Genomic DNA, 24945 nt, shown 5'->3' with positions numbered 1-24945 from the left:
TTTAAAACAACATATATGCAACACTCAACAACCCTTACCAAAACAGCCTGTATCAGTTCCCTCATTATCGGGGTGATGTCCGCGGCATTCGCATTCATCACCAAAACACCCGCTAATGCTGTGGTATTGGGCGCCGCCGCCATCGTACTGGGGTTTGTATCCCTCTACATCGGCAGAAAAAACATCCAGGACATGCAATTGGCCACTGCCGGCATCTTCATGGCCGTTGTTGGATGCCTCGTGGGATTATGGCAGATTTACAACTGATGAACAATGAGGTGTTATTTGCTGCGGCGATAGCGCTCCGTATAGCCTTCCGCCGCCTTAACAGGAAATAATACAAGTGAAGTATCCGTAAGCTCCCTGATAATAGTTGTATCCACAATGGTAGCGGTGTCTTTGACGCCATCCGAATGATTCCAGAGCAGAAGGGTGTCGCGTATCACCTGCCATCGCTCATATACCAGCGTGTACATGTTGATGGATTTGGCCACACCGTTCTTCTTCAATTGAAAACCCTGCATCTCCTTGTCCAGGCCCTGTACGGGCTGTATCCACTTTCCTATGAGCTTAGCTGTATCAATATGCAGCGTATCTGCAACAGCGGTAGTGCTGTCGGAAACGATGGCGTTACTGCTGTCTGCAATACTCAATAAACTGCTGTCGTGAACATACTCCTCCTCGTGCTTCCCCCCGTTGCCACACCCTGCCATTCCAGTTACCACCGCCAGCAACAATACTTTCTGAAATATTTTCAACATGCACTAAAAATACAATAGTTAACAGAATTACCAACCCAATATTAATATTTAGAAAATTATCTTTTCAGAAAAATATCACTACATTTACGGCCACTTTAGGGGTGTTTATGCCTGCCGGCATAAGCTGAGATGATACCCTCAGTACCTGAAGCAGTTCATACTGCCGTAGGGAAAAGTACACTGAAACCTCCTCATCTGCCACACATCCTTAAAGTTTATTGTTCACCAATTAAATTTCCATCCTCATGGAAGTACTTGTCAACAATAAACTTTATGCGGTGCAGCCGGGTACCACCATTGCTGCACTCTTACAGTTTATTCAACTAGCCAGCCACAAAGGCATCGCCGTTGCCGTCAACAACCAGGTCATACCCAAAAACAGCTGGGATAGCCAGGCTTTGTCCGCCGCGGATAACATCACCATCATCCGCGCCACACAAGGCGGATAAGTAATTCACTTTTTCGTATGCCCGTTTCCGTTATTACATAACGGACAGGAATCCTATTGACTTTAAATTATTCTTTTTATGCAACCACAAACACCCGTTAGCCGGGCTCCATTCCCCGCGTCCGAAAAAATCTACGTCCCCGGAAAAATTCATCCGGTGCAGGTAGCCATGCGCAAAATCACGCTCACGCCCACCCGCCAGCATAACAGCAAAAACACGATTCCCAACGAACCGGTAGTCGTGTATGATACCAGCGGCCCTTATACGGACGCGTCTGTCGACATCGATATTAACCACGGCATCCCCCGTATCCGCGAACAATGGATCGCCAACCGGAACGATACCATCCAGCTCCCCGGCAACTCCAGCGCATACGCCCAAGGCTTGTCCGCCTCCCAGCTGCCCGGTATGACCCACGATATCAAGCCCCGCAAAGCCAAACCCGGCGCTAACGTCACGCAACTCTACTACGCCAAACAAGGCATCATCACCCCGGAAATGGAATACATCGCCATCCGCGAAAACCAGCTCCTGGAAGCCCTTCCGGACGACCGGCTGCAACAGCACACAGGCAACAGCTTCGGCGCACGCACCCCGAAGAAATTCATCACCCCGGAATTCGTCCGGGAAGAAGTAGCCGCCGGCCGCGCCATCATCCCCGCCAATATCAACCACCCGGAAAGCGAACCCATGATCATCGGCCGCAACTTCCTCGTGAAAATCAACGCCAACATCGGCAACAGCGCCGTCACTTCCAGCATCGCCGAAGAAGTGGAAAAAGCAGTCTGGGCCTGCCGCTGGGGCGCTGATACCATCATGGACCTCAGCACCGGCAAAAACATCCATGCCACCCGCGAATGGATCATCCGCAATTCCCCCGTCCCCATCGGCACCGTTCCCATCTACCAGGCGCTGGAAAAAGTGAACGGCAAAGCGGAAGACCTCACCTGGGAACTGTTCCGCGATACGCTCATTGAACAGGCGGAACAAGGGGTGGATTATTTCACCATCCACGCGGGCGTGCTGTTACGCTATATACCGTTAACGGCTAAACGCACCACGGGCATCGTATCCCGCGGCGGCTCCATCATGGCCAAATGGTGCCTGGCCCACCATAAAGAAAACTTCCTCTACACGCACTTCGAAGAAATCTGCGAAATCATGAAAGCCTACGACGTCTCCTTCTCCCTCGGGGATGGACTACGCCCCGGCAGCATCGCGGACGCCAACGACGCCGCGCAGTTCGCCGAACTGGAAACCCTGGGCGAACTCACTAAAATAGCCTGGAAGCACGATGTGCAGGTGATGATTGAAGGCCCCGGCCACGTGCCCATGCAACTCATCAAAGAGAATATGGACAAGCAGCTGGAATGCTGCCAGGAAGCGCCGTTCTATACGTTAGGCCCCCTTACTACAGACATTGCCCCGGGATACGATCATATCACCTCCGGCATAGGCGCCGCCATGATAGGCTGGTTCGGCTGCGCCATGCTCTGCTACGTAACGCCGAAAGAACACCTGGGCCTGCCCAACAAGGAAGACGTACGCCAGGGCGTGATTACGTATAAGATAGCCGCCCACGCGGCCGACCTGGCCAAAGGCCATCCCGGCGCGCAGGTGCGGGACAATGCCCTCTCCAAAGCCCGCTTCGAATTCCGCTGGGAAGATCAGTTCAACCTGTCCCTCGATCCGGAAACCGCCCGTTCCTACCACGATGAAACGCTGCCGGCGGAAGGCGCCAAAATCGCGCACTTCTGCTCCATGTGCGGCCCGCACTTCTGCTCCATGAAAATCACGCAGGAAGTACGCGAGTTTGCCGCCGCCAAAGGGCTGGACGAAAAAGAAGCCATCAGCGCCGGTATGCAGGAACAGGCCGCCTCATTCAAAGCGGCAGGAGCGGAAATCTATTCAGCCTTAAACAGCGAAGCATGATATGGGTGATCACCTCCCCCGAAGCGGTGGCTGACGAGGCATTGCTGATACAGGAGCTGGTAGCCGCCGGCGCCGACCGGATACTACTGCGCAAACCGCAGTGGCAGGCGGACCAGTACCGGCAGCTGCTCGACACGATAGACCCGAAGGTATATCCGCAGCTACTCATCCGCGATAACTGCTGGATATACAACAACTACCGGCTGGCGGGCGTCCACTGGAGCGGCAAAGCCAAAGCGGGCCTCAGCCCGCAGCAACTGCAGAACTGGGTGAAAAATCATCCCCGCAGCAGTACCGGCGTACATGACCCTGGCGAACTGGCTGCAGCCGGGCAATTGTTCGATTGCCTGCTGCTCAGCCCTGTGTACGCCGGCATCTCCAAACCCAACCAGGGCCCGGTGTTCACAGGTTCCGTTCCTGCAACTGCTGCCACCGTATTGGCTCTGGGAGGGGTGGATGTGCATAATATCCACGCGCTCCCTGCCCGCGGATTCAACGGCGCCGCCGTGCTGGGAGCCATCTGGCAACAGCCGCAACAGGCCGTCAGCAAGTTACTGGCGCTGAAAAAAAGCTGGCAGGATGCGGGGTATGCCGCTCCTGACGAAAATCATTGACTATAACTATTACGCCTAAACGCCGTTGCAAATACCATTCAACATGGAAGAAATCATCCAAACCACGCAACCATTCGCATTAACCATCGCCGGGCTGGACCCCAGCGGGGGCGCGGGCTTGCTGGCCGATATCAAAACCTTCGAACACAACGGCGTCTACGGCCTGGGCGTTTGCAGCGCCCTCACCATGCAAACGGGCGCCCGGTTCCTCGGGGTGGAGTGGGTACCGCTGGACCAGATCATCGCGCAGGTAAAGCCTTTGCTGCAAACCTACCCGGTGGCCTGTTGCAAGATCGGCATCGTGCAGGATGTATATACCTTATCCTCCCTGGTGCATCAGCTGCTGCAATGGCAACCGGATATCAGGATCGTGCTGGACCCTGTGCTGAAAGCCACTGCCGGCTTCAGCTTCCACGGCATCCTGCAATGGGAAGCCTGGAAACAGGTGTTTGAAGCCATCTACCTGCTTACGCCTAATTACGAAGAGGCAAAGCTGCTCACCGGCTACAACACCGGGGAAGAAGCGGCGGCAGTAATGGCACAGTGTTGCCACGTATTGCTCAAAGGGGGGCACCACCCGTTACAGGCAGGTGTGGATACCTTGTACTCCCCATCTCCCCAAAAAATCCTCCCGGGCACTGCGGCCGTTACCGCCAAACATGGTTCCGGCTGCGTGCTGTCTGCCGCAGTTACGGCCAACCTCGCCCGGCAGCAATCATTACTCACCGCATGTACTAACGCGAAGGCATATACGGAAAAGTTCCTTTCCAGCAATGCCTCTCCATTAGGCTTCCATGCACCATTAAACTATTCCATTTCATGATCAACAGATTACAATACATCTCGCAGGGCGCTACGCCGGCGGACCACCTGACCAATATCAGCAGCGCCTGCGACGCAGGCTGCACATGGATACAGCTGCGCATCAAAGACCTGCCGGCGGAGGAACTCATGCCGCACGCCATTGCCGCAAGGCGCATCACGGAGCGCTACAGCGCCACGCTGATCATCAACGATCATCCTTCCGTGGCAGCAGCCGCCGGTGCGGACGGCGTGCACGTAGGCCTGGAAGATAACACGGTAGCGGAAGCCCGGCGGATAGCAGGGGAGAAGATGATCGTAGGCGGCACGGCCAACACCTGGAGGCATATCGCCAAACACCAGTCGGACGGTGCAGACTACGTAGGCCTGGGCCCTTACCGCTTTACCTCCACAAAAAAGAAACTCAGTCCCATCCTCAGCCTCATCGGCTACCAGGAAGTGATGCAAAAATTAACCACTATGGGCATTAACATCCCGGTGATCGCCATCGGCGGGATAGTGACGGAAGATATACAGGGCCTGCTGCGGGCAGGGGTTCACGGCATTGCAGTGAGCGGACTGATTACCAACGCGCCGGACAAAGCCCTGCTGGTCGACCTCCTTTACAAACGTTTAAATACACCATTCACATGCAACCTTTAACCATAGCCGGCAGGCAGTTTCAATCCCGCCTCTTTACCGGTACGGGAAAATTTTCCTCGGCAGCGCTGATGGAAGAAGCGCTCCTGGCCTCCGGTTCCGAAATGGTGACCGTGGCCCTCAAACGCGTGGATATGCAGCAGCAGGCTGACGACATCCTTACCCACCTCCATCATCCGCATTTGCACCTGCTGCCCAACACCTCCGGCGTGCGCACGGCGAAGGAAGCCGTATATGCGGCACAGTTAGCCCGCGAAGCGCTGGAAACCAACTGGATCAAGCTGGAAATCCATCCTGATCCCCGCTACCTGCTGCCGGACCCTATCGAAACCCTGCTGGCCACCGAAGAGCTGGCAAAGCTGGGCTTTGTAGTGCTGCCATATATCCACGCTGACCCCGTGCTGTGCAAACGCCTGGAAAGCGCCGGCACGGCCGCCGTGATGCCCTTAGGCGCTCCCATAGGCAGCAACAAGGGGCTTAAAACATTCGATTTCCTGGAGATCATCATCCAGCAAAGCAAGGTGCCCGTGATCGTGGATGCCGGCATCGGCGCGCCATCCCACGCTGCCCGGGCCATGGAAATGGGGGCGGACGCCGTGCTGGTCAACACGGCTATTGCCGTCGCAAAGGCCCCGGTACAAATGGCGCAGGCGTTCAAACTGGCCGTGGAAGCCGGCAGGCAGGCATATGAATCCGGATTGGCCGCAGCGTCCCGCCAGGCCATAGCTTCCAGTCCGCTCACAGCCTTCCTCGACGAGTTTTGATTTTAAACAAGCAACTATGTTCACTGAAATATTCACCCGTCATAATTGGGACGAAGTAAAAGCCGGCATATACGCCAAAACCGCTTCGGACGTGGAACGCGCGCTCGCCGCGCGCCGCCGCACGCTGGACGATTTTGCCGCCCTGATCAGCCCGGCCGCCGCGCCCTACCTGGAAGAGATGGCGCGCATCAGCCACCAGCTCACCCTGCAGCGCTTTGGCAACACGATGCAGCTCTACATCCCCCTGTACCTGTCCAACGAATGCCAGAACATCTGCACCTATTGCGGCTTTAGCCTCAACAACAGCATTGCCCGCAAAACCCTCGGCGCGGGGGAAATACTGCAGGAAATCAACGCTATCAAGGCCATGGGCTTCGATCACGTACTGCTGGTTACCGGCGAGGCCCAGCAAACCGTGGGGCTCGACTACTTCCGCAAGGCGCTGGCACTGGTACGGCCGCATTTTTCCAACATCTCCATGGAGGTGCAGCCGATGGACGAGGCGGATTACCGGGAGCTGATCCCCCTGGGCCTGTACGGCGTGCTGGTGTACCAGGAAACCTATCATCAGGCGGACTATAAGCTGCACCACCCCAAAGGGAAGAAGTCCAACTTCCGCTACCGGCTGGAAACGCCGGACCGCCTTGGCAAAGCGGGCATCCACAAAATGGGGCTGGGCGTGCTCATTGGACTGGAAGACTGGCGTACGGACAGCTTTTTTACCGCCCTGCACCTGCAATACTTGGAGCAAACCTACTGGCAAACGAAATACAGCATTTCCTTCCCGCGGCTGCGGCCATTCAGCGGGGGGCTGGCCCCCAAAGTGGAGATGAGCAACCGCGAGCTGGTGCAGCTCATTTGCGCTTACCGCCTGCTTAACCAGGAGGTAGAGTTAAGTATTTCCACCAGGGAAGAGGAGGCATTCCGGGACCGGCTGGTAAAGCTGGGAGTAACGGCCATGAGCGCCGGCAGTAAAACCAACCCGGGGGGTTACGTGGTAGACCGGCAGTCCCTCGGGCAGTTCGAAATTTCCGATGAGCGCTCCGCCGCTGAAATCGCTGAGATGCTGCATCAGCAAGGCTATGAGGCTGTCTGGAAAGACTGGGATCCGTCTCTGGCAATATAAAAGGAGAGGGTGGAAGAAACCGCCCTCTTTTAGCTTTTCATAGATGGTCTAAAATATATTACTAAGACTTCTCTCAATCGACGTAAATATAAGTAAGCTCTGCAATAATATCGCAGAATGAACAAACTGAACAGCAGCACCCCTGAATGAACAAAAACCCGGCATGCTGAATAAGATTGTCAAAATGATACGCAAATTGCAGGCGTAAAAAAGGCTGCCTCTACCTGGTAGAAGCAGCCCTGTACCTAAAATCCCGTAGTTGCCATATTACTTATGAAGATAAGTATGATTGGAATACCGTCTGCTCAAATGTAGGCTGGTATTCCTGAACAACCATGCAAAACGGTGGAATGAACAAAAAGAACAACATGCATAATGCTGCACAAAACGACCGGCTAGTGATTGATCTTTTCGACGTCTCTGCTGGCCTTGATGGTATCGTGCGCCTTACGCAGCGAAGCAGCCTGTGATGCAATCAGTTCCCTAAGGGTGTACGGCATGGCCGTATCTGATTTCAGGGCTTCTTCGTATGCCCGTTTGATGGCGTCTTCCCCGTATTCGCAGGAGGATAATATGGCATAACGGTCTTCACCGGTAAATGCAATTTTCATATCCATCCACGTGCGGTAGAGTTTACCGGACATGGTTGAATCGGTCTGTGGTTCATCGCCCAGTTTCAGCAACTCTGCATTTAACTGTCGGGAATATTCCTCACTTTCCTGTTGCAGGCGTTTGAATAATATCTGAAGGTCCGCGTCATCCGTAGCATCGAAAGCCTTCTGGTATCCTGCTACCCTGTCGTTATTGATTTTCACCAAATCATTCAAAAGTGTTTTAAGATTTTCCTGCTGTTGCATAATCAATAAAGTTTTATGGTCACGAATATTTGTTTGCTGACGCAGGTAGTCCAAAAATGCGACCATTTCGCGCAAACGCTTTATTCTAACGGGTTTGCGCACGACACCGTCCGGCTTGCCACTGTCCTATTTTTTCCCGCATGGTGGAACCCCATCCACAATTAATGGAGTCGCGCACGCGCTACTATTTTATAATGAATATAATGCAGATTGGCACGCATTTTCCAAGGGTTATAATGAATCAAAATTATGACATATGAACAGCTTATTGTATTTAATCGCAGTAATACTGGTAATTGGATGGGTACTCGGATTTTTCGTTTATTCCGCAGGTTCCCTCATACACGTCTTGCTTGTTCTGGCCATCATTGCCATATTGATCAACATCATCAGAGGCAGGGCGGTTTAATATATTTTCACACCCTCACGTAAAGGCCCTTTAAATGCTTTATCAAAAGTGTTTAAAGGGTTTTTTTTGTAGAGAAGATTTATCGCTGCTTCAAAAATAAGTTAGGCGTCCAAACCAATATTGCACGTTTGCCGTATGTCTTAATCAGGCATGCCGCAAAGCCGCTACCAACCATCCGGTAAAACGCTTTCACAAAAGTCCTCCGGTACCGAAACCAGTTCTCTTCAGCGGAACGCGGCGCGGGTTAAGAGTTTTATACAATTGCTATATTGTTGGTCAATTTGGAGTGACGGCTGGTGCATCCGCACCGGCCTGTCTTATTTATTCGATAATGGAGTAAATTGCCGCCATGAAAAAGAACCTGGCTTTTTGCCTGCTCATTGCGCTTACTTTATTTGCCTGTACTACCACCCGTAAAACGGTCCGCACGCCGCCGGCAATCGGGCAGCTGCGGCTGATAGGCAAGCAGGTGATCCCGCATCGCCTGCTGTTTGAAGGGGCCGTCACCGGCGGCCTTTCCGGCATTGATTACGATCCGGCGCGCCAACAGTACTACCTGATTTGCGATGACCGTTCGGACCTGAATCCGGCGCGCTTCTATACCGCAAAACTCTACTTCAATGAACATACTTTCGATAGCGTAAGGATCACGCGCGTTACTACCTTATTGCAGGCAGACGGCAAGCCTTACCCGAATAAATTCTCCAACCCCGCACGCACGCCGGACCCGGAAGCGCTGCGCTATAATCCCAGGTATGACGCCATGGTATGGAGCAGCGAAGGGGAGCGGATCGTCAACGCAAAAGATACCATTCTTGCTAATCCCAGCCTTACCCTTATTCATACAAACGGGCAGTACATCGATACATTTGCGCTGCCGGAGATCTTCCGCATGCAGGCCTCCGGCAATGGCCCCAGGCGAAACGGCGGCTTTGAAGGCCTGGCCTTCTCCCCGGATAACAAACAAATGTTCGTCAGCCTGGAAGAGCCGCGCTATGAAGACGGCCCCCGGTCTGACGTGGGCGTGCACAATGCCGTTACCCGCATCCTCCGGTATGATATGGCCACAAGGAAACCACTGGCCCAATATGCTTACCAGCTGGACCCCGTGGCCTATCCACCCGTATCGAAGGATAGCTTCCGGATCAACGGCATCGCCGACATTTTATGCCTCGGCGCTGATAAGCTACTCGTGTTGGAGCGTTCCTTTTCGGTCGGTGTTCCATCGTGCACGATCCGGCTGTACGTTGCCGATTTGGACGTAGCCACTGACATCAGCGGCATTAGATCTCTCTCCCAAACCCCTAATTTTAACCCGGTAAAAAAGCGGCTCTTATATAATTTCGAAACCCTGGGGACTTACATAGATAATATCGAAGGGGTCACCTTTGGCCCGGTATTACCCAACGGCCACCCCAGCCTCGTGTTTGCGGCGGATGATAATTTTTCCCCTGCGGAGGAAAGCCAGTTTTTCGTTTTTGAGGTAATCCTCTAAACAAGCGGACGCAATTACTGTTACTAGTGTAAAACCTCTCGTTATGAAGTACCTGACACTGGTAACAGTTTTGCTCTTTCTCTGCACTATTGCCTGCAAACAGTCCCCGAAAAAACAAAGCACTGTCGATTCCACCCTTACTGCCGGCGGCGTCACGGAAGGCCAATGGGTCACCTACAGCGGCACCCTGCCCTGCGCGGACTGCGGGGGCATCATGACCAAACTCTCCATCAACGAAACGGAAACCGATGGCAACAGGCGTTATAAACTGACGGAAACCTACCAGGGCACGCAGAATGGCGACCAGTCCTTCAACTCCGAAGGCAATTACGCGCTGGTGAAAGGCAGCGCCAGCGACCCCAATGCCCAGGTGATTGTACTGAATCCTGACAAGGATAAAAACCTGCAACGCAACTTCCAGAAGGTAAGCGCGGACGAACTGCGCATGCTCGACGGCGATCAGAAAATAATCCAGAGCAACCTGAATTATACGCTGAAGAAACAATAAAATTTACCTTAAATTGAGCCTCATCATCCAGCAAAATTATTGACCAACTCTATGAGGCGTATTTTCGGTGGTTTGTTCTTCCTGTTGTTATCTCTGGCTGCCCATGCTAAGGGCAAACCGTATATAGACAGTATCCTGCATGTACTGAACCAAACGATCGAACGCGCTGCGGCCTACGACTCCGTTAAGATTAAAAAGATTGACAGCATCAGGCGTCAAATGCCGCAGGGCAGCCCGGAGCTAACCTACAATTATTACCAGGAGCTGTACGAAGCGTATAAAGTCTTCAACTTCGATTCGGCGTTTTCCTACGGCGCCAAAATGCAACAACTGGGTCACCAGCTGAATGATCCCGTGCGCATTGCCAACGCTAAAGTCAAACTGGGATTTATACTGCTCTCCTCCGGGATGTTTATGGAAGCATCCGGCTATATCAATACCATTTTCGTAAACGGGATGCCGGACGAGGTGCGGGTCGAGTTCTTCAAACTCAAAAGCCGGTTCTATTCCGATATGGCGGCCTATAACCAGGACCGTTTTTTTAGTCCGGAGTACATGCGCCAGGCCATTGTGTATATGGACTCCGCCCTGCAGCTGATGGACTCCACCAGCTTTGAGTACCGGTTCCATAAGGCCGAACAGCTATATAAGCGGGGCGACATCCTGGGCGCGCTGGCCACCTTCCCCGACCTGAACGATCCTAACCTTACCGAGCGGCAGGTAGCAGTGGCCGCCTGTAGCCTCGGCTCCATGTACCAGAAAAATCAGCAGCGGGATACGGCCATCTACCTGATGGCCCGCTCCGCTATTGCCGACATCCGGACCTCCACGAAAGAGACCATGGCCGCCTATACCCTGGCTACCTTTTTATTTGAGCTGGGGGATATAAAAACCGCGTCGCGGTATATTGAGCGGGCCATGACGGAGGCCGTTTTTTACGGGGCCAGGCAGCGCAAGGTCATGGTCAGCAATATCCTCCCCATTATAGAGGAGGAACGCATCAACACCGCCGAGCAGCAAAACCGCTCCTTAATAATATATGCAGCGATCGTTACCCTGTTGTTCCTGGCGCTGGTGGCCATGACCATCATCGTTTTCCGGCAGATCAGGAAGCTCAAGCAGGCGCAATTAGCCATCACGCAGGCGCATTTGCGACAACAGGAGGCCAATAACCAGCTGGAAGAGGCCAATAAGATTAAAGAGGAATACATCGGCTACTTCTTTAACAGCAACGCCAAATACATCGGGAAAATCGAGAAGATCAAACAGATGCTCGAACAGAAACTGGCAGAGAGTAAAAGCCCGGCCGATTTCCGCTTCCTCATCAATTCCATCAACGTGCGGCAGGAGCGGGAAGAGCTGTTCACCAACTTTGACCGGGTGTTCCTCCGGATATTCCCCCATTTTGTTGACGAGTTCAACAAACTATTTGACGCTGACAACAAAGTGCAATTGAAGGAAAACGAGCTCTTAAATACCGATTTACGCATCTTTGCATTGATACGTATAGGCATCACCGATAACGAGCAGATCGCCCGGATCCTGGAATATTCTGTGAACACGATATACGCGTATAAAACCAAAATCAAGAAGCGGTCCCTGGTGCCGAACGAGGAGTTTGAAGACCGGATTATGGCCATAAAAGCCCTTTAAAAGCCTTTAAAAACGGCGGATGTTGTCGATATTTTCAAAAAATATATTCGTTTTTATTTTATTGATTTTGAACCCTTTAATTAAAATAATATAGATTTTGTGGTCAATATTTTCTATATTTTGTCTTTATAAATTGTTAGCCTGAGAACTGATAATTTACTTTGATCTTAGGAACAAATTCAACAACCAAAAAACTAAAAGGAAAACTGACTTAATTTATTCACCACGTTAAAAATTCCATTATTTAATTGAGCCTGATGATATAAATCCACGTAAAAAAAATAAAGGCATTGCCTTTTAACAGCATCATCACGTTCGCTTGTCAGAAACTCTATTTCGTTCACATTTATCAGCAATCCACGTAACAGTACTTGTTTCATTACTGAATCAAAATTCCATTTTATGACCAAATCACGACTCCTTCGCCTCTTTATTGCGGTGTTTGCGGTGTTGGTGCAAAGCGTAGCCTTTGCCCAAAACAAAAGCTTTACCGGTAAGGTTACGGACGAAAAAGGCGCTCCCATCCCGGGGGCTACCATTGCCGTTAAGGGCACCAAATCAGGAACCGCAACAGATCCTGAGGGTAATTACAAACTGGCCAGCATACCGGCCAATGCCACACTTGTCATCTCTTTCGTTGGCTATAAGACGCAGGAAGTAAGCACTGCCGGTAAAACCTCGGCGAACATTACCCTGCAACCTGAAAGCTCCACCCTTTCCGATGTGGTGGTAGTGGGTTATGGTACCACCCGTAAAAAGGACCTCACCGGCGCCGTTGCGTCCATCAAGGCGGCGGAATTTAACCGGGGTATCACTACCGCCCCTGATCAGCTGATCCAGGGTAAGGTATCCGGCTTAATGATCCTCAACAACAGCGGCGCGCCTGGCGCAGCCACTACCGTACGCATCAGGGGCCTTAGCTCCGTGCGCAGCGGCAACCAGCCCCTCTACGTGATCGACGGGGTACCATTGGACGGCCGCGTTGCCCGCCCGGGTGTGAATGCCGCCGGCCTGGGTCAAACCCCGGATGCCAACCCGATGAACTTTATCAACTCCCTGGACATCGCTTCCATGGACGTGCTGAAAGACGCTTCGGCTACCGCCATCTATGGTTCCCGCGGTAGCAACGGGGTGATTATGATCAACACCAAAAAAGGCTCCGCCGGCATTGCCAGGGTGGATGCCAATTATTCCGCCGGCTTCAGCAACATCATGAAGAAGCTGGAAGTGCTGAATGCGGATGAATACCGCTCCGCGCTGAAGGAATACAACCTCACCTCCGGCGACTATGGTTCCAGTTCAGATGGTATGGGGTCCATCCTCCGTACCGGCGTATCCCAGAACTTCCACGTAGCGCTCAGCGGCGGTAATGAAACCGGCCGTTACCGGGCTTCCTTCGGTTACCAGGACCAACAGGGTATCATCCGCAAAACAGGTTTGAAAAAGATCACTGCCACGCTGAATGGCCAGAATACCTTCCTCGCCAAAAACCAGCTGGGAGTAGATTATAACATCATGGCGGCGCAAACCCTGGAAACGCTGGCGCCAATCAGTAACGATGCCGGCTTCACGGGCAGCCTTATCGGCCAGGCGCTGCAATGGAACCCGACTATGGCTTTGCGCAAGGCAGATGGTTCCTTCAACCTGCTGGGCGCAGGCAGCTCCATCAACCCGCTCGCCATGTCCAAAGCCTACGACGATAACGCCAATATTACCTACATCCTCGGAAGCGTATCCCCTTATTTCAAGTTTAACGATAACCTGGAACTGCGGGCCATGTACAGCCTGAACCACCAGGTGGGTATCCGTAAAACGCAAATTGCTTCCTTTATCAATATTGCCGGCGTACAGGACCTGGGCCAGGCATACTATGGTAATACGGAGCTGAATACGCAACTCTTCAACACCACGCTGACCTATCAGAAGCAATTGACCAAAGCGTTTAACCTGAAAGGTTTGCTGGGTTATGAATACCAGGAATTCAATTACGAAGGCGTAAACCTGGGCGCCCTGGGCTTCCCTACGTACGCGATTGATTATGTGCACCAGTTGCAGTCGCCCGCACAGGCCAACACTTTCATGAGTTCCTTTAAAAACCCAACCAGCGAACTACAATCCTACTTCGCCAGGGCGGAACTCAACTTCTACGATAAATACCTGCTGAATGCTACCGTTAGGGTAGACGGCTCCAGCAAATTCGGTAGCTCCAACCAGTACGGTACCTTCCCTTCCTTTGCCGCCAAATGGAATATCAACAATGAGGAGTTTATGAAAGGCAGCAAGCTGTTTCAGACCCTCGCCCTGCGTGTAGGCTACGGTATCACCGGTAACCAGGAATTCCCGGCAGGCGCATCCCAGGAGCAATACGGACTGGGCGCAGGCGGTGGTTCAGGGCTGACCAACGTGGCTAACCCGAACCTGAAATGGGAATCCTCCAAACAATTCAACGGCGGTATCGACTTCGGTATCCTGGACAACAGGATCACCGGTACGGTTGATTACTTCTATAAAAACACCACCAACCTGCTGTTCAGCTTCCCTGCTATCCAGCCGGCGCCGGCATCTTCCTACTGGATCAACATGCCGGGCAATGTGCTCAACAGAGGTTTGGAATACAGCGTGCGCGGTGAAATCATCCGTAAGAAAGACCTCACCTGGGCGCTCGGCATCAACGGTACCTTCCTCCGCAATGAGCTGAAGAACTATGACGGGCCTCCGGTGCTGACCGGCTCCATCAGCGGCCAGGGCGTATCCGGCGCCACTTCCCAGCGCCTTGCCAACGGTTATTCGCTCAACACTTTCTATGTGCGTAAATTCGAAGGTTTCGACGATAAAGGGCAGGCTACCTATGCAGATGGCGGCAACACCCTCTACTACCTGACCAACCCGAACCCTAAAACCATGCTGGGTATTAACTCACAGGTGATGTACAGGAAATTCACCTTTGCGTTCAGCTCCCATGGCGCTTTCGGCTACCAGGTATATAACAACACCGCCAACACGGTATTGCCTATCGGTAACCTCGGCAGCAGGAACATTGCGAAATCCCTGCTGGGCAATGGCGAATCGCTCGCCAACCCGATCACGGTTTCGTCCCGCTACCTGGAAAACGGCAACTTCCTGAAACTGGATAACGTAACCCTCAGCTACACCTTTGGCGATGTGGGCCGCGTATTCAAGAACGCCACCATTTCAGTAACCGGGCAAAACCTCTTCGTAATTACCAAATACACTGGCTTTGACCCGGAAGTAAATACGGATAAAAGCGTGAATGGCGTTACTTCTTTTGGGATTGAATACTCTCCGTATCCAACCGCCAGAAGCGTAATGTTTGGCCTGTCCTTCTCCCTGTAAAAATTCCATTCACCACAAAACAGAAAAACATGATCAAGCATATATTCCGAACCTCGCTGGCAGTGGCAGTTACCCTCAATATTGCCTCCTGCAGCCTTAAAGAAGACTTAGGTTCCACCCTTACGCGGCAGGAAGCAGATTCAGTGATCACCGTAGCCTCCCTGCTGAAAAATGCCTACGATGGCTTGCAGATGCCTTACCAGGATTTTTCCAACACCTGGGGTATGATGGTGCATAGTACGGACGAAGCGGTAGGGCCTACCCGTGCCGGCGACTGGGACGATAACGGCGTATGGCGCGCGCTGCACGAACATACCTGGACCTCCGACCACTCGCATATCCAGAGCGCGTTTACCAGCCTGCTGCAATTGCAGTTTGCCGCTACCAACGTACTCAACTTCCGCCCCAGCGACGGGCAGGCTGCTGAAGCCCGCTTCCTGCGCGCCCTTTCCATGTTTACCACCGTGGATTTATGGGGCCAGGTACCTTTCCGCACCCCGCAGGACACCCTGCTGAACGCGCCGCGGGTAATGAAAACCGCTGAAGCGATGGACTTCATTATCTCCGAACTGAAGGCAATCATTCCTACACTGCCGGACAGGCCGGTGGCCCCGGCCTACCAGGCCAACAAGGATGCAGCCCGCTTCCTGCTCATGAAATGCTATCTGAATAAAGGCACCTTCCTCAACAGGGAAGCGCCCGCCTTTGATGCGGCAGATATGCAGGAAGTGATCAAATATGCGGACGAGATCATTGCCAGCCCTGGCTCTTACAAGCTGGCGGATAATTATTTCGACAACTTTGCGCGGGACAACGATGTGAAGTCGACCGAAAACATTTTCACCCAGCGCAACGGCCCTGGCTTCAGTACCGTACGTTCCGGCAACAGCGCCTTCGCCCGCTGGAAGTTTACCCTGCATTATAACATGAATCCGAGCGGCTGGAATGGCTTTGCCACCCTGTCCGACTTCTACGACAAATTTGAAGCTGCGGACACCCGCCGTGGCGGCGCTTACGAGGGCGTTACCAATGTTTCCGGTTTGCGTGTAGGCTTCCTCGTTGGGCAGCAATATGATCAGAACGGGAAAGCCCTGCAAGACAGGAAAGGCAATCCGCTGGCGTTCACCAGGGAAGTAGCCATCAAGGAAACGGGCAACAACCTGGAAGTAACCGGTATCCGTGTGATCAAATATCCGCCTGACTTCCTTACCTCTTCCAGCAGTAAAGACGGCCAGGAAGCCAGCAACGACTATGTATTCTTCCGCTTTGCGGACGTGCTGCTGATGAAAGCGGAAGCGCTGCTGCGCACCGGCAGTAATGCAGGACTGGCCATTGTCAATCAGCTCAGGGCCAAGAGAGGCGCCACTGCATTGGGAAGCCTCACCCTGGCGAACCTGCTCGACGAGCGTGGCCGCGAATTATATTGGGAAGGCTGGCGCCGGCAGGACCTGATCCGCTTCGGCAAATACCTGGAGCCATGGCAGCTGAAACCAACAGACAACAAGCGGAACCTGTTGTTCCCGATCCCAACCAGCGATCTGGCGGTGAACAGAAACCTCACTCAAAACCCGGGATATTAATGGTCAACAGAGGCTGATAGACTAACTGGATTTTTATAACCCGCTCCGGTGGCGGAGTTCCGGCCACCGGAACTCCGCCCGACCCGCCGGGCCGGCGCCAGGGAAGTCCGTCAGCCTTTGTTTTTCTCCCCCCTTAATTTTATTGCCAATGTACAATGTGAACGTGCTGCAAAAAAGCAGGCATATAGCCGCAGGCATGCTCCTGCTGGCCGGTTTGCAGGCTGCGGCTCAACAGCCTGTATTAACCGCCGGTAATGTGAAAAGTGCCGTCATCAATGACCAGCAGGTAAGCCTTACGCTGGAGAATGCCCATGCGGAGGTAAGGGTCTATAGCCCGACAGTAATAAGGGTACGGTTAGACAAAGGCCCGTTGGCGGCAGATTTTTCCTATGCCGTAGTCGGGAAACCGCAGCCAGGCGGCGCCCGCATCTCCCAAAATAATAATGAAATAAACATTACGACTGACTCCCTCCGGGTCAGGATCAGTAAGACCCCGTTTGCCGTTACTTTCTTAACCCCTGCCGGGGAAGTGATCAACCAGGATGAACCCGGCCTTACCACCTCCTGGATCAACGGCCAGGTAACTACCTACAAGCATATGCAGGAAGGAGAGCGCTTCATAGGGCTGGGCGAAAAAACCGGTAACCTGGACCGTAAAGGGGAAGCCTATACGAACTGGAACTCCGATGTATTTGCCTACCGGACGGACAGGGACCCCATCTATGCGACGATCCCTTTCTACATAGGTATTCATCACCGGCTGAACTACGGTATTTTTTTCGATAACAGTTATCAAAGTGATTTCAACTTCGGCGCCAGCAACAACCGGTTTAGCTCCTTTGGCGCCAGGGGAGGGGAGATGAATTATTACTTCATCTACCATACCCGTATGGCTGATATAGTGTCTGATTATACTTTGCTTACCGGGCGTATGCCGCTGCCGCCCCGCTGGAGCCTGGGCTACCAGCAGAACAGGTATAGCTACTATCCTGATACGGAGGTGATGCGCATTGCGCAAACCCTGCGTGAAAAGAAAGTACCGGCCGATGGCATCACCCTCGACATCCACTACATGGATGCTTACAAGCTGTTCACCTGGAACAGGGAGCGTTTTCCTGATCCGCAGGGATTAGCTAAAAAACTCAAAGATCAAGGTCTGCATCTGACCGTAATCGTGGATCCCGGCATCAAGGTTGAAAACGGTTACCACGCCTACGAAAGCGGCAGGCAGGCCGACATCTTTGTGAAGTACAGCGATGGCAGCTATTACACCGGGCAGGTATGGCCCGGCTGGTGCCATTTCCCGGACTTTACGTCCGTCAAAGGCCGGGAATGGTGGAAAGGGCAGCTGAAATCGTATATCCGTACAGGTGTGGAAGGCATCTGGAATGATATGAACGAAATAGCCACCTGGGGGCAGAAGATGCCGGATAACGTGCTGTTTGATTTTGAAGGCAAGCCTACCACGCATTTGCAGGCGCATAACGTTTACGGGCTTACCATGGCCAAAGCCAGTTACGAAGGCGCCCGCGAGGAGATGAAGAAGCGGCCTTTCCTGCTCACCCGTGCCGCCTATGCGGGGTCCCAGCGCTATACCGCCATCTGGACGGGGGATAACCGTTCCGAAGACGACCACATGCTGCTGGGCGTAAGGTTGCTGAACAGCCTTGGCCTGAGTGGCTTTGCCTTTGCAGGGATGGACATCGGCGGGTTTTCAGGAAATCCCTCCGTGGCGTTGTACACCCGCTGGATGCAGATAGGCGCATTTATTCCCTATTTCCGCAACCATACGCAGGTAAATACGAAATCTGCCGAGCCATGGGCTTTTGGCGAAGAGGTGCTGGAAATTTCCAGGAATTATATCAACCTCCGGTACCGGCTGCTGCCTTATATCTATAGCAAGATATATGAGGCTGCAAGTACAGGCGTGCCCGTTATGCGCACGCTCGCGTTGGATTATACCTTTGAGCCCAGGGTATTTGATACGCGGTACCAGAACCAGTACCTGTTTGGCGATGCCATGCTGGTAGCGCCTTTTGAGAGTACCGCATCGTTCGGTAAAGTATTCCTGCCGGCCGGCAACTGGTACAAGTTGTACACCGACGAGGCGTTGGCCGGGAACCAGGAAAGTATCATAGAACTGAATAACAAAACATTGCCGGTATATGTAAAAGGCAGCAGTATCATCCCTATGCAATCCCTTGTACAAAGTACATCGGAGAAGCCCACTGACACGCTCTCGCTTCATGTGTACAAGGGTTCGGACGCGAACACCTTCGTGTATTATGAAGATGACGGAGAAAGCTTTGATTATGAAAAAGGCGGTTTCTACAAGCGCAGTATCACCTATCAGCCGTCGGCCGCCAGGCTGACGCTGGAAGCGCCTTCAGGGAGCAGGGCCAGCCAGTTCCGTTTTATCAGGCTGATACTCCATGGCTTCGAACAGAAGCAGGAGTTGAAAGTAAACGGCGCTGCGCAGCCATTACAGCAGTTTTCCTTTTCCTTCCTGTCGCCCATTTCCAGATTTGATCCGCAGGGGTCATTTGTTCCAGCTGATAGCTGCCCGGTACAGCAGGTGACCATTGCCAATTCCAATCAGCTTATTAACGTGGATTTATAAGTAGGGATACGGCCTCCCTGCTTCCAGGGAGGCCCTTTTATTTGCTTGATTTTCAGCAATAGTACCCATTTGGTGCGTACCTTTCTTTTTTGTAACTACTTGTCACAGATACCGGATGCCAATACCTTTGGTGAAAATTTCCTCAATCCGATGAACAGAAGAACGTTAATCCGAAATATGCTGCTGGCGGGCGCCGGCGCTGCTTTGCCTCTTAAAAATCTGTTTGCCGCTGTTGCAACGCCTGTAACCAGGCCGTTCCATCAATTCCGCCTGGGAGAGCTGGAACTGATCACCGTTACGGACGGCTTTATCCATATGGATAAGGTACAGCCCAACTTTGCGCCGGGCGTGCCTGCAAAGGCCGTGAATGACCTGCTGCAAAAGAGCTTCCGCCCAACGGACCATGTGGACCTTGGGATGAATATGCTGCTGGTAAAAAAGCAGGACCAGGTGATACTGATAGATACCGGCACCGGCAATGCCTTTGGCAAAAACTCCGGCTGGCTGCTGAATTCCCTGGCGGATGCGGGGATACAACCGGCTGATATTACTACGATCATTATTTCGCATGGCCATCCTGATCATATCGGCGGTGTGCTGAACGCCGGCGGGGCGCCTAATTTCCCGAATGCGGAATATTATATTTCCCGCATTGAACATGACTTTTGGATGGCGGATCAGCAGGACTTCAGTAAATCCGCCTTCGAAGATAAAGCGCTGCTGAAAGTGTTTACCAAAGCTACCCAGCAGGTGCTGACTACCATCAAGCCTAAGCTGCATTTGTTTGAAGACGGGCTGGTGCTGCATGATTGCATTAAACTGGAAATTGCGCCAGGCCATACGCCGGGGCATACCATTACGCATATTTATTCCGGCGGGCAGTCTATTGTGCACGTAGCGGATTTGATACATTCCGATGTGCTGTTATTTCCGCATCCGGAATGGGGATTCAATGGAGATACCGATCTGCAGCTGGCGGCGGCCACCCGTAAGAAGGTATTGGCGCGGCTAACGGCATCGGCTACACCGATATTTGCTTATCATTTGCCATGGCCGGGGATAGGGCATGCGCGGAAGAAGGACGGGGCGTTTGAGTGGGTGGCGGAGGCGTATGCGTATCCGGGGTAAATTTGAGGATAAGCTCCTGAATGAACCGGGATTGCGTGGGTACGCAAGGAGGGCATCTTCAATCACGCAAAAAGTACACGGATTGAAGATGCCACATATAAAAGATACTAGTTTCCTACCACGCCATAGAAAAACTGCTTATTATCAGTTGCTTTAACAAGGCCACCTAATGTTAATACAGACCCGGAAATCGTATTAGTCACCCAGCTTATTTTGAATGCGGTATTTTCAAAATAATTTTTGACAGGCGCGATAGCAGCAGCTCTAACGCCAGCATTATTATCCTGGGATGTAAAGACCAGATTGAATGAACCATCTGCATTTTTAACAGGAGTGTAAATGATGTTGGCAACAAGGGATCCTGTGGTAACATAGTTAAACCTCAAGGTGTACGTGTTGTCTGAATTAAGGATCAACCTTACGGTATTCAAAGTGGCACTTCCGCCTTTAAACAGATTTGAGCTGTTGGTGAAGGCCGCGTCAAAATCAGTACCCATAGTACCTTTCAGGGTAGCGGGCGTATAGTCTATTGACGTATAATCCTTACCTACTCCAAATACAGCCGCCAAAGGCACAACAGGTATGATACCGGAACCCAGGTAAATCTTCTTGTCCCCATTCTGCACAAAATAGTTGCTCTTATCAGCATCCCAGATGAGCTCCCTGATAGCAAACCCCTTGTACGTTACCGTTGAGTCAAGAATAACGCCTCTAACGGTATAGGCAAAACCCCTGGATTTACTGAAAACATTGGTATCATCTATCTGGTAGCTAATTCGTACACGACGGGAAGCCGGTGAAATAGACACGTCCATCTGCTTGCCATCCTCCATTGTAAGATTAGGATAACGAACAGTTGATGCATATCCGTTCATGCTGGTCATGTTTTGCGCTACCTTACCGGCCAATATCTCCTTCTGCTCGTCACTGGTGAGCTTCACCATGGTCATTACGTTACCGCGGTCAATTCCATTCAGGAAAAAGGTATCGCCTTTCATTTTATCCATGGCAAACTGGAAGTCGGACTGCAAGCCTGCGCCGGCAGCGCCTCCGCTCACACCAGGAGCCGGATCATTTGGCAGGTGGATGTAGTTGTAGGTATCAAATATCAGCGTAGGCCATTGCAAGGCTTTTAGTCTGTAGGTGGAAGACTTCAGCGTGGTAGCCGTGGTAGCGTCAAAGTCGCCCATCATTTCCACTGAATTATCCTTACCGAACTTAAAATAATAGCTGAAGCCTTTTCCGCCTTTAGGGTAAATAGTAGCTTTCCAGCCAAATTCAGCGCTGGTCAGCAACTGCTCATCTTCTGCCAGGCGGGCAGCCAGTCTTTTATCCGGATCTTCCATGAAAGGATCATCCGCTTTTTTGCAGGCTGAAAATGCCAGCGCTGACAATATTGTATATAGTGCGATTTTCTTAATCATGTTCATTACAGGTTTAATATTCCGAATGTAAATGAGGTAGCATCATCCGCTTTCTGCAGGCCACCATATTCCACTTTGACATCCTGCGTATAGAAATATTTCATGGCAAAGGCGCCGCTGAAGTAATCCGTCAGTGGTTTGGCTGCCGCTGACAGGGCAGTACCGTTTGCATCTGCGCTGGCGTAGGCAAATGTGTTGGTTTCCGCTGTAGTGTTCGCAGTAACGTTGTAAGTGTACGTTCCTGTGAATAAATTACCAGAGTTAGTACCGGCTGTAGCGCGGAAATTCACCTTCAGCTGCATGGTAGTAGCCGTTGGAAATACGATGTTAATGCTCTCCAGGGCGTACAGCGCAGAGGAGCTGGCCTTCATGAAATTGGCCTTAGCCGTTTCCCAAGCTGTATTAAACTTATCAGATTGTTCGCCTACCAGCGCCGGGTTAATGGTAATCTGGGAAAATGCCTTACTAAACCCGATCTGCGCAAATGCCAGCGATTTGGAGTAGCTGTTCAGGTCTTTCTGCACTTTTGTTTGCAGCGAAGTGAAATCAATCCCCCATGTTTGCTTAAAGTAGCTGACAACGATATTTTCTTTCTGGCGCAGCACCGTTACGTTGGTACCGCTAGTACGCAGCAGGGTTTCATATCCGCCACGGCCCTGTGTGAGCATGATAGATACCATTTCGGCGAAATCCTCGTTGGGAGCGGCTCTGGCGTACTGGGATATAAAGCCCAGCGCGAGGCCTTGCGTCAAGGTCTGGTTATTCCAGTCGGAAGTGTAACCTCCACCGGTCAGCAACGGATATTCTTTGGGGATTTCCACGGTTTGATGGAGGATGTGGGTAAACTCGTGGTGAATAGTCTTGAGTACCTGCTGCACATTGGCACGGTTGGTTTTATCAAAGTTATTCACATTGTAAAGCGTTACCCTGAAACCGCCTTCGGCTTCACCCAGCTTCACAGTACCGCCGGTGTTATACTCCACGCTACCCACCAGCATGTATTGTTTGGGAGAATACATTTTGATGAAATCCGCACCTTTTTCAGCTACGTAAGGCGCTATCCACGCGCTGTTTACCATTTCCATCAATGGCCTTACCCGGCTGCTATCCGGTGGAACCAGGGTTTTGGTAGGATCCAGTTCTGTACCATCCCACCTGTATTTTACTTCCAGGTTATACGGCTTGGTAAAGGTGTTGTAAATCCAGTTATCAAGCGCTGTTTTTGCCCAGGTGTCGCCTCCCAGTCCTACCAGGGGCTTATTTAAATCGTCTTCCTTTTTACAGGAGAACAGGCAGATTGCCGCCAGTGCTATTATATGTAAGCAATATTTTTTCATACAATCAGTAAGATTAACGAGGATTAAGAGGAATACCGGACAAGGTGACTTCTTCCGGCAGTTGCAGCAGTTTTCTCTTATCGTCCGCAGCCAGCTCAAATACTTCTCCTTTGGCGGTGGTATGCGTTACCGGCATTTGCAGGCGGAGGATATCCAGCCATCTCATGCCTTCATTTACAAACTCCGCACGTCTGATATCGAGAATGGCCATGCGATAGGCTTCTTTTTTATCTGTAGTCCTCGACTCGTAGTATTTGGTAATCTTGTCGTTGGTAACAAGGTGAGTAGTTGTATTGTAGTTTACAATACGCGTTCTCATCATGGTATTCATATCCGCCAGGGCTTCCTCATACTTATCGCTCATCAGCAACGCTTCCGCTCTGTTCAGCAGTACCTCCTCTGTGGTGAGCAGGGGCACCATGGTGTAATACACGCCGGTAGTCGCGTTGAGGCTGGAACGCTTGAAGTATGCCAGGTACTTCATCACGAAGTAAAAAGTAGAGCTGGTGCTATAGGTTTTCAGGGCGTTCCAGGAGATACCCAGCGGCGCAATGATCTGGTTCAGGCGGGGCTGCGTCATCGCGTACTGGTAGCGGTAATAGTAAATACCCAATGAAGATACCGTTTCGCCGAGCAGCAGGTTACCTGGGTTGGTGGCGTTGGTATAAAATGTCTGCAGGTCGTTTACCGTAACGGTTGCACTCTGATAGTTGAGCCATGGCCTTACGTTTGCTGCAAAGTCGTTGGTAGGGAATGCCAGGTTCGCTTCCTCAATCACTTTCGCCCAATCTCTCTTCCAGAGATAAAACCTGGACGCAAATGCATGTGCGGCCCTTCTGGTGAAGTGGTAGGCGGGTACGGCATATTTATCGTTGATTAAAGGCATACCTTCCTTGATATCCTTTTCAATCATCTCATATACATAGGCTACCGTTTTACGGTCGTATTGCTTTACGACTACCTTCTCCGGTTCGGTAACATACGGAATACCGGGATCAGTACTCGCCGTAGCAGGGTCGTATGCCTTTGAGTAGAGCGTCACCAGCATGAAATGTGCATAGGCCCTGGCTAACAATGCCTCTCCCTTTGCCCCTTCATAGGCTTTGGGGTTAACAGCGCTATTACATACGGCCAACGCCTGGTTGGCTGCCGCAATGGCTTCATAACAGGCATTCCAGTAATAGGTAGGGCCATCCTGACTTGTAGAAGTAACATCTTTCCAAAAATAGGAGTCAGCATTTACCGGGCTTTGAATGCCGGTGGTGCTCACATCCATCTGGTTATCGGACCTCGCTTCTGCCATCACAAAATAGTTGGCAGCAGGGTAGGCGGTGGTAAGTAATTCAGAAACCTTTTCAGGCGTGTTGAGCTCCGCCCTCTGATCAGGCGCATGCTCCAGGTATTTGCTGCAACCGGTTCCGGCCGTCAGGGCCAGCAACGCGATACATAAATATTTGCTTTTCATAATTTTCA

21 protein-coding genes and 1 riboswitch are annotated in these 24945 nt (G+C 51.9%); of the genes, 16 read left to right on the top strand and 5 right to left on the bottom strand.

From position 1 onward, the window contains the following. The first annotated feature begins 15 nt into the window (after window positions 1-15). Window positions 16-267 (top strand): hypothetical protein, encoded by a 252-nt coding sequence (locus tag BOC67_RS07120; protein WP_291908684.1) that lies wholly within the window; start codon window positions 16-18, stop codon window positions 265-267. A 14-nt stretch (window positions 268-281) separates the two neighbouring features. On the opposite strand, the gene BOC67_RS07115 is transcribed toward BOC67_RS07120, so the two are convergent. Next, entirely contained in the window at window positions 282-761 is a 480-nt protein-coding gene (locus BOC67_RS07115; protein ID WP_291908682.1) for a lipocalin family protein, read from the bottom strand. Window positions 762-848: 87 nt separating this feature from the next. Next, a riboswitch (TPP riboswitch) is annotated at window positions 849-950 on the top strand. Window positions 951-1006: 56 nt separating this feature from the next. On the opposite strand from BOC67_RS07115, the gene thiS reads away from it, so the two are divergent. The 7 genes from thiS to thiH all read left to right on the top strand — a co-directional run bounded on the left by thiS (window position 1007) and on the right by thiH (window position 7107). Next, entirely contained in the window at window positions 1007-1210 is a 204-nt protein-coding gene (gene thiS, locus BOC67_RS07110) for a sulfur carrier protein ThiS (protein ID WP_291908681.1), read from the top strand. Window positions 1211-1288: 78 nt separating this feature from the next. Further along, entirely contained in the window at window positions 1289-3142 is a 1854-nt protein-coding gene (gene thiC / locus BOC67_RS07105; protein WP_291908679.1) for a phosphomethylpyrimidine synthase ThiC, read from the top strand. Continuing rightward, entirely contained in the window at window positions 3139-3756 is a 618-nt protein-coding gene (locus BOC67_RS07100; protein ID WP_291908676.1) for a thiamine phosphate synthase, read from the top strand. The genes thiC and BOC67_RS07100 overlap by 4 nt, the downstream gene beginning before the upstream one ends. Before the next feature lie 43 nt (window positions 3757-3799). Beyond that, window positions 3800-4579, top strand: a complete 780-nt coding sequence (locus BOC67_RS07095) for a hydroxymethylpyrimidine/phosphomethylpyrimidine kinase (protein ID WP_291908674.1) — start codon at window positions 3800-3802, stop codon at window positions 4577-4579. Continuing rightward, a complete protein-coding gene (locus BOC67_RS07090) occupies window positions 4576-5220 on the top strand; it encodes a thiamine phosphate synthase (RefSeq protein ID WP_291908672.1) in 645 nt (214 codons plus the stop codon). Before BOC67_RS07095 ends, BOC67_RS07090 begins: the two co-directional genes overlap by 4 nt. Next, entirely contained in the window at window positions 5208-5981 is a 774-nt protein-coding gene (locus tag BOC67_RS07085; protein WP_291908671.1) for a thiazole synthase, read from the top strand. Before BOC67_RS07090 ends, BOC67_RS07085 begins: the two co-directional genes overlap by 13 nt. 16 nt (window positions 5982-5997) lie before the next feature. Next, entirely contained in the window at window positions 5998-7107 is a 1110-nt protein-coding gene (thiH, locus tag BOC67_RS07080) for a 2-iminoacetate synthase ThiH (protein ID WP_291908669.1), read from the top strand. A 395-nt stretch (window positions 7108-7502) separates the two neighbouring features. On the opposite strand, the gene BOC67_RS07075 is transcribed toward thiH, so the two are convergent. Next, window positions 7503-7964, bottom strand: coding sequence for a PA2169 family four-helix-bundle protein (locus BOC67_RS07075; protein WP_291908668.1), 462 nt, complete (start codon window positions 7962-7964; stop codon window positions 7503-7505). Between the two features lie 256 nt (window positions 7965-8220). Between BOC67_RS07075 and BOC67_RS07070 the strand changes: the two genes are divergently transcribed. The 8 genes from BOC67_RS07070 to BOC67_RS07035 all read left to right on the top strand — a co-directional run bounded on the left by BOC67_RS07070 (window position 8221) and on the right by BOC67_RS07035 (window position 20711). Further along, entirely contained in the window at window positions 8221-8373 is a 153-nt protein-coding gene (locus BOC67_RS07070) for a lmo0937 family membrane protein (RefSeq protein ID WP_291908665.1), read from the top strand. A gap of 349 nt (window positions 8374-8722) precedes the next feature. Beyond that, window positions 8723-9868, top strand: a complete 1146-nt coding sequence (locus tag BOC67_RS07065; RefSeq protein ID WP_291908664.1) for an esterase-like activity of phytase family protein — start codon at window positions 8723-8725, stop codon at window positions 9866-9868. 43 nt (window positions 9869-9911) lie between these two features. Then, window positions 9912-10376, top strand: a complete 465-nt coding sequence (locus BOC67_RS07060) for a copper resistance protein NlpE (protein ID WP_291908662.1) — start codon at window positions 9912-9914, stop codon at window positions 10374-10376. Between the two features lie 51 nt (window positions 10377-10427). Continuing rightward, on the top strand, window positions 10428-12029 hold the full coding sequence (locus BOC67_RS07055) for a DUF6377 domain-containing protein (RefSeq protein WP_291908661.1): 1602 nt from the start codon (window positions 10428-10430) through the stop codon (window positions 12027-12029). Window positions 12030-12431: 402 nt separating this feature from the next. Continuing rightward, complete coding sequence (locus BOC67_RS07050; protein WP_291908659.1) at window positions 12432-15383, top strand: SusC/RagA family TonB-linked outer membrane protein; 2952 nt, start codon at window positions 12432-12434, stop codon at window positions 15381-15383. A 29-nt stretch (window positions 15384-15412) separates the two neighbouring features. Beyond that, window positions 15413-16963 (top strand): RagB/SusD family nutrient uptake outer membrane protein, encoded by a 1551-nt coding sequence (locus BOC67_RS07045; RefSeq protein ID WP_291908657.1) that lies wholly within the window; start codon window positions 15413-15415, stop codon window positions 16961-16963. 148 nt (window positions 16964-17111) lie between these two features. Continuing rightward, on the top strand, window positions 17112-19583 hold the full coding sequence (locus BOC67_RS07040; RefSeq protein WP_291908655.1) for a TIM-barrel domain-containing protein: 2472 nt from the start codon (window positions 17112-17114) through the stop codon (window positions 19581-19583). 150 nt (window positions 19584-19733) lie between these two features. Beyond that, on the top strand, window positions 19734-20711 hold the full coding sequence (locus tag BOC67_RS07035) for an MBL fold metallo-hydrolase (RefSeq protein WP_291908653.1): 978 nt from the start codon (window positions 19734-19736) through the stop codon (window positions 20709-20711). Window positions 20712-20818: 107 nt separating this feature from the next. On the opposite strand, the gene BOC67_RS07030 is transcribed toward BOC67_RS07035, so the two are convergent. From BOC67_RS07030 to BOC67_RS07020, 3 genes are read right to left on the bottom strand one after another with little or no spacing between them, the layout of a single operon-like run. Next, a complete protein-coding gene (locus tag BOC67_RS07030; RefSeq protein ID WP_291908652.1) occupies window positions 20819-22135 on the bottom strand; it encodes a DUF4302 domain-containing protein in 1317 nt (438 codons plus the stop codon). A 5-nt stretch (window positions 22136-22140) separates the two neighbouring features. After that, window positions 22141-23472: a putative zinc-binding metallopeptidase gene (locus BOC67_RS07025; RefSeq protein ID WP_291908651.1), complete on the bottom strand. Its 1332-nt coding sequence runs from the start codon at window positions 23470-23472 to the stop codon at window positions 22141-22143. A gap of 13 nt (window positions 23473-23485) precedes the next feature. Beyond that, entirely contained in the window at window positions 23486-24937 is a 1452-nt protein-coding gene (locus BOC67_RS07020) for a RagB/SusD family nutrient uptake outer membrane protein (protein ID WP_291908649.1), read from the bottom strand. Window positions 24938-24945 lie beyond the last annotated feature (8 nt).

Origin of the sequence: Chitinophaga sp. CB10 (genome assembly GCA_001870995.2) — a bacterium.
In the GTDB taxonomy this organism is placed as follows: Bacteria; Bacteroidota; Bacteroidia; order Chitinophagales; family Chitinophagaceae; genus Chitinophaga.
Note: the sequence above shows the minus strand (reverse complement) of the source record. Positions and strands in the feature narration are given on the sequence as shown.

Bases quoted from the DNA above. Each gene is read 5' to 3' on its own strand.
- BOC67_RS07075 (WP_291908668.1), bottom strand. From the start codon at position 7,964: ATGCAACAGCAGGAAAATCTTAAAACACTTTTGAATGATTTGGTGAAA.
- BOC67_RS07065 (WP_291908664.1), top strand. From the start codon at position 8,723: ATGAAAAAGAACCTGGCTTTTTGCCTGCTCATTGCGCTTACTTTATTT.
- BOC67_RS07070 (WP_291908665.1), top strand. From the start codon at position 8,221: ATGAACAGCTTATTGTATTTAATCGCAGTAATACTGGTAATTGGATGG.
- BOC67_RS07030 (WP_291908652.1), bottom strand. From the start codon at position 22,135: ATGATTAAGAAAATCGCACTATATACAATATTGTCAGCGCTGGCATTT.
- BOC67_RS07090 (WP_291908672.1), top strand. From the start codon at position 4,576: ATGATCAACAGATTACAATACATCTCGCAGGGCGCTACGCCGGCGGAC.
- BOC67_RS07060 (WP_291908662.1), top strand. From the start codon at position 9,912: ATGAAGTACCTGACACTGGTAACAGTTTTGCTCTTTCTCTGCACTATT.
- BOC67_RS07035 (WP_291908653.1), top strand. From the start codon at position 19,734: ATGAACAGAAGAACGTTAATCCGAAATATGCTGCTGGCGGGCGCCGGC.
- BOC67_RS07115 (WP_291908682.1), bottom strand. From the start codon at position 761: ATGTTGAAAATATTTCAGAAAGTATTGTTGCTGGCGGTGGTAACTGGA.
- BOC67_RS07095 (WP_291908674.1), top strand. From the start codon at position 3,800: ATGGAAGAAATCATCCAAACCACGCAACCATTCGCATTAACCATCGCC.
- thiC (WP_291908679.1), top strand. From the start codon at position 1,289: ATGCAACCACAAACACCCGTTAGCCGGGCTCCATTCCCCGCGTCCGAA.
- BOC67_RS07085 (WP_291908671.1), top strand. From the start codon at position 5,208: ATGCAACCTTTAACCATAGCCGGCAGGCAGTTTCAATCCCGCCTCTTT.
- BOC67_RS07020 (WP_291908649.1), bottom strand. From the start codon at position 24,937: ATGAAAAGCAAATATTTATGTATCGCGTTGCTGGCCCTGACGGCCGGA.
- BOC67_RS07045 (WP_291908657.1), top strand. From the start codon at position 15,413: ATGATCAAGCATATATTCCGAACCTCGCTGGCAGTGGCAGTTACCCTC.
- BOC67_RS07120 (WP_291908684.1), top strand. From the start codon at position 16: ATGCAACACTCAACAACCCTTACCAAAACAGCCTGTATCAGTTCCCTC.
- thiS (WP_291908681.1), top strand. From the start codon at position 1,007: ATGGAAGTACTTGTCAACAATAAACTTTATGCGGTGCAGCCGGGTACC.
- BOC67_RS07055 (WP_291908661.1), top strand. From the start codon at position 10,428: ATGAGGCGTATTTTCGGTGGTTTGTTCTTCCTGTTGTTATCTCTGGCT.
- BOC67_RS07040 (WP_291908655.1), top strand. From the start codon at position 17,112: ATGTACAATGTGAACGTGCTGCAAAAAAGCAGGCATATAGCCGCAGGC.
- BOC67_RS07100 (WP_291908676.1), top strand. From the start codon at position 3,139: ATGATATGGGTGATCACCTCCCCCGAAGCGGTGGCTGACGAGGCATTG.
- BOC67_RS07025 (WP_291908651.1), bottom strand. From the start codon at position 23,472: ATGAAAAAATATTGCTTACATATAATAGCACTGGCGGCAATCTGCCTG.
- thiH (WP_291908669.1), top strand. From the start codon at position 5,998: ATGTTCACTGAAATATTCACCCGTCATAATTGGGACGAAGTAAAAGCC.
- BOC67_RS07050 (WP_291908659.1), top strand. From the start codon at position 12,432: ATGACCAAATCACGACTCCTTCGCCTCTTTATTGCGGTGTTTGCGGTG.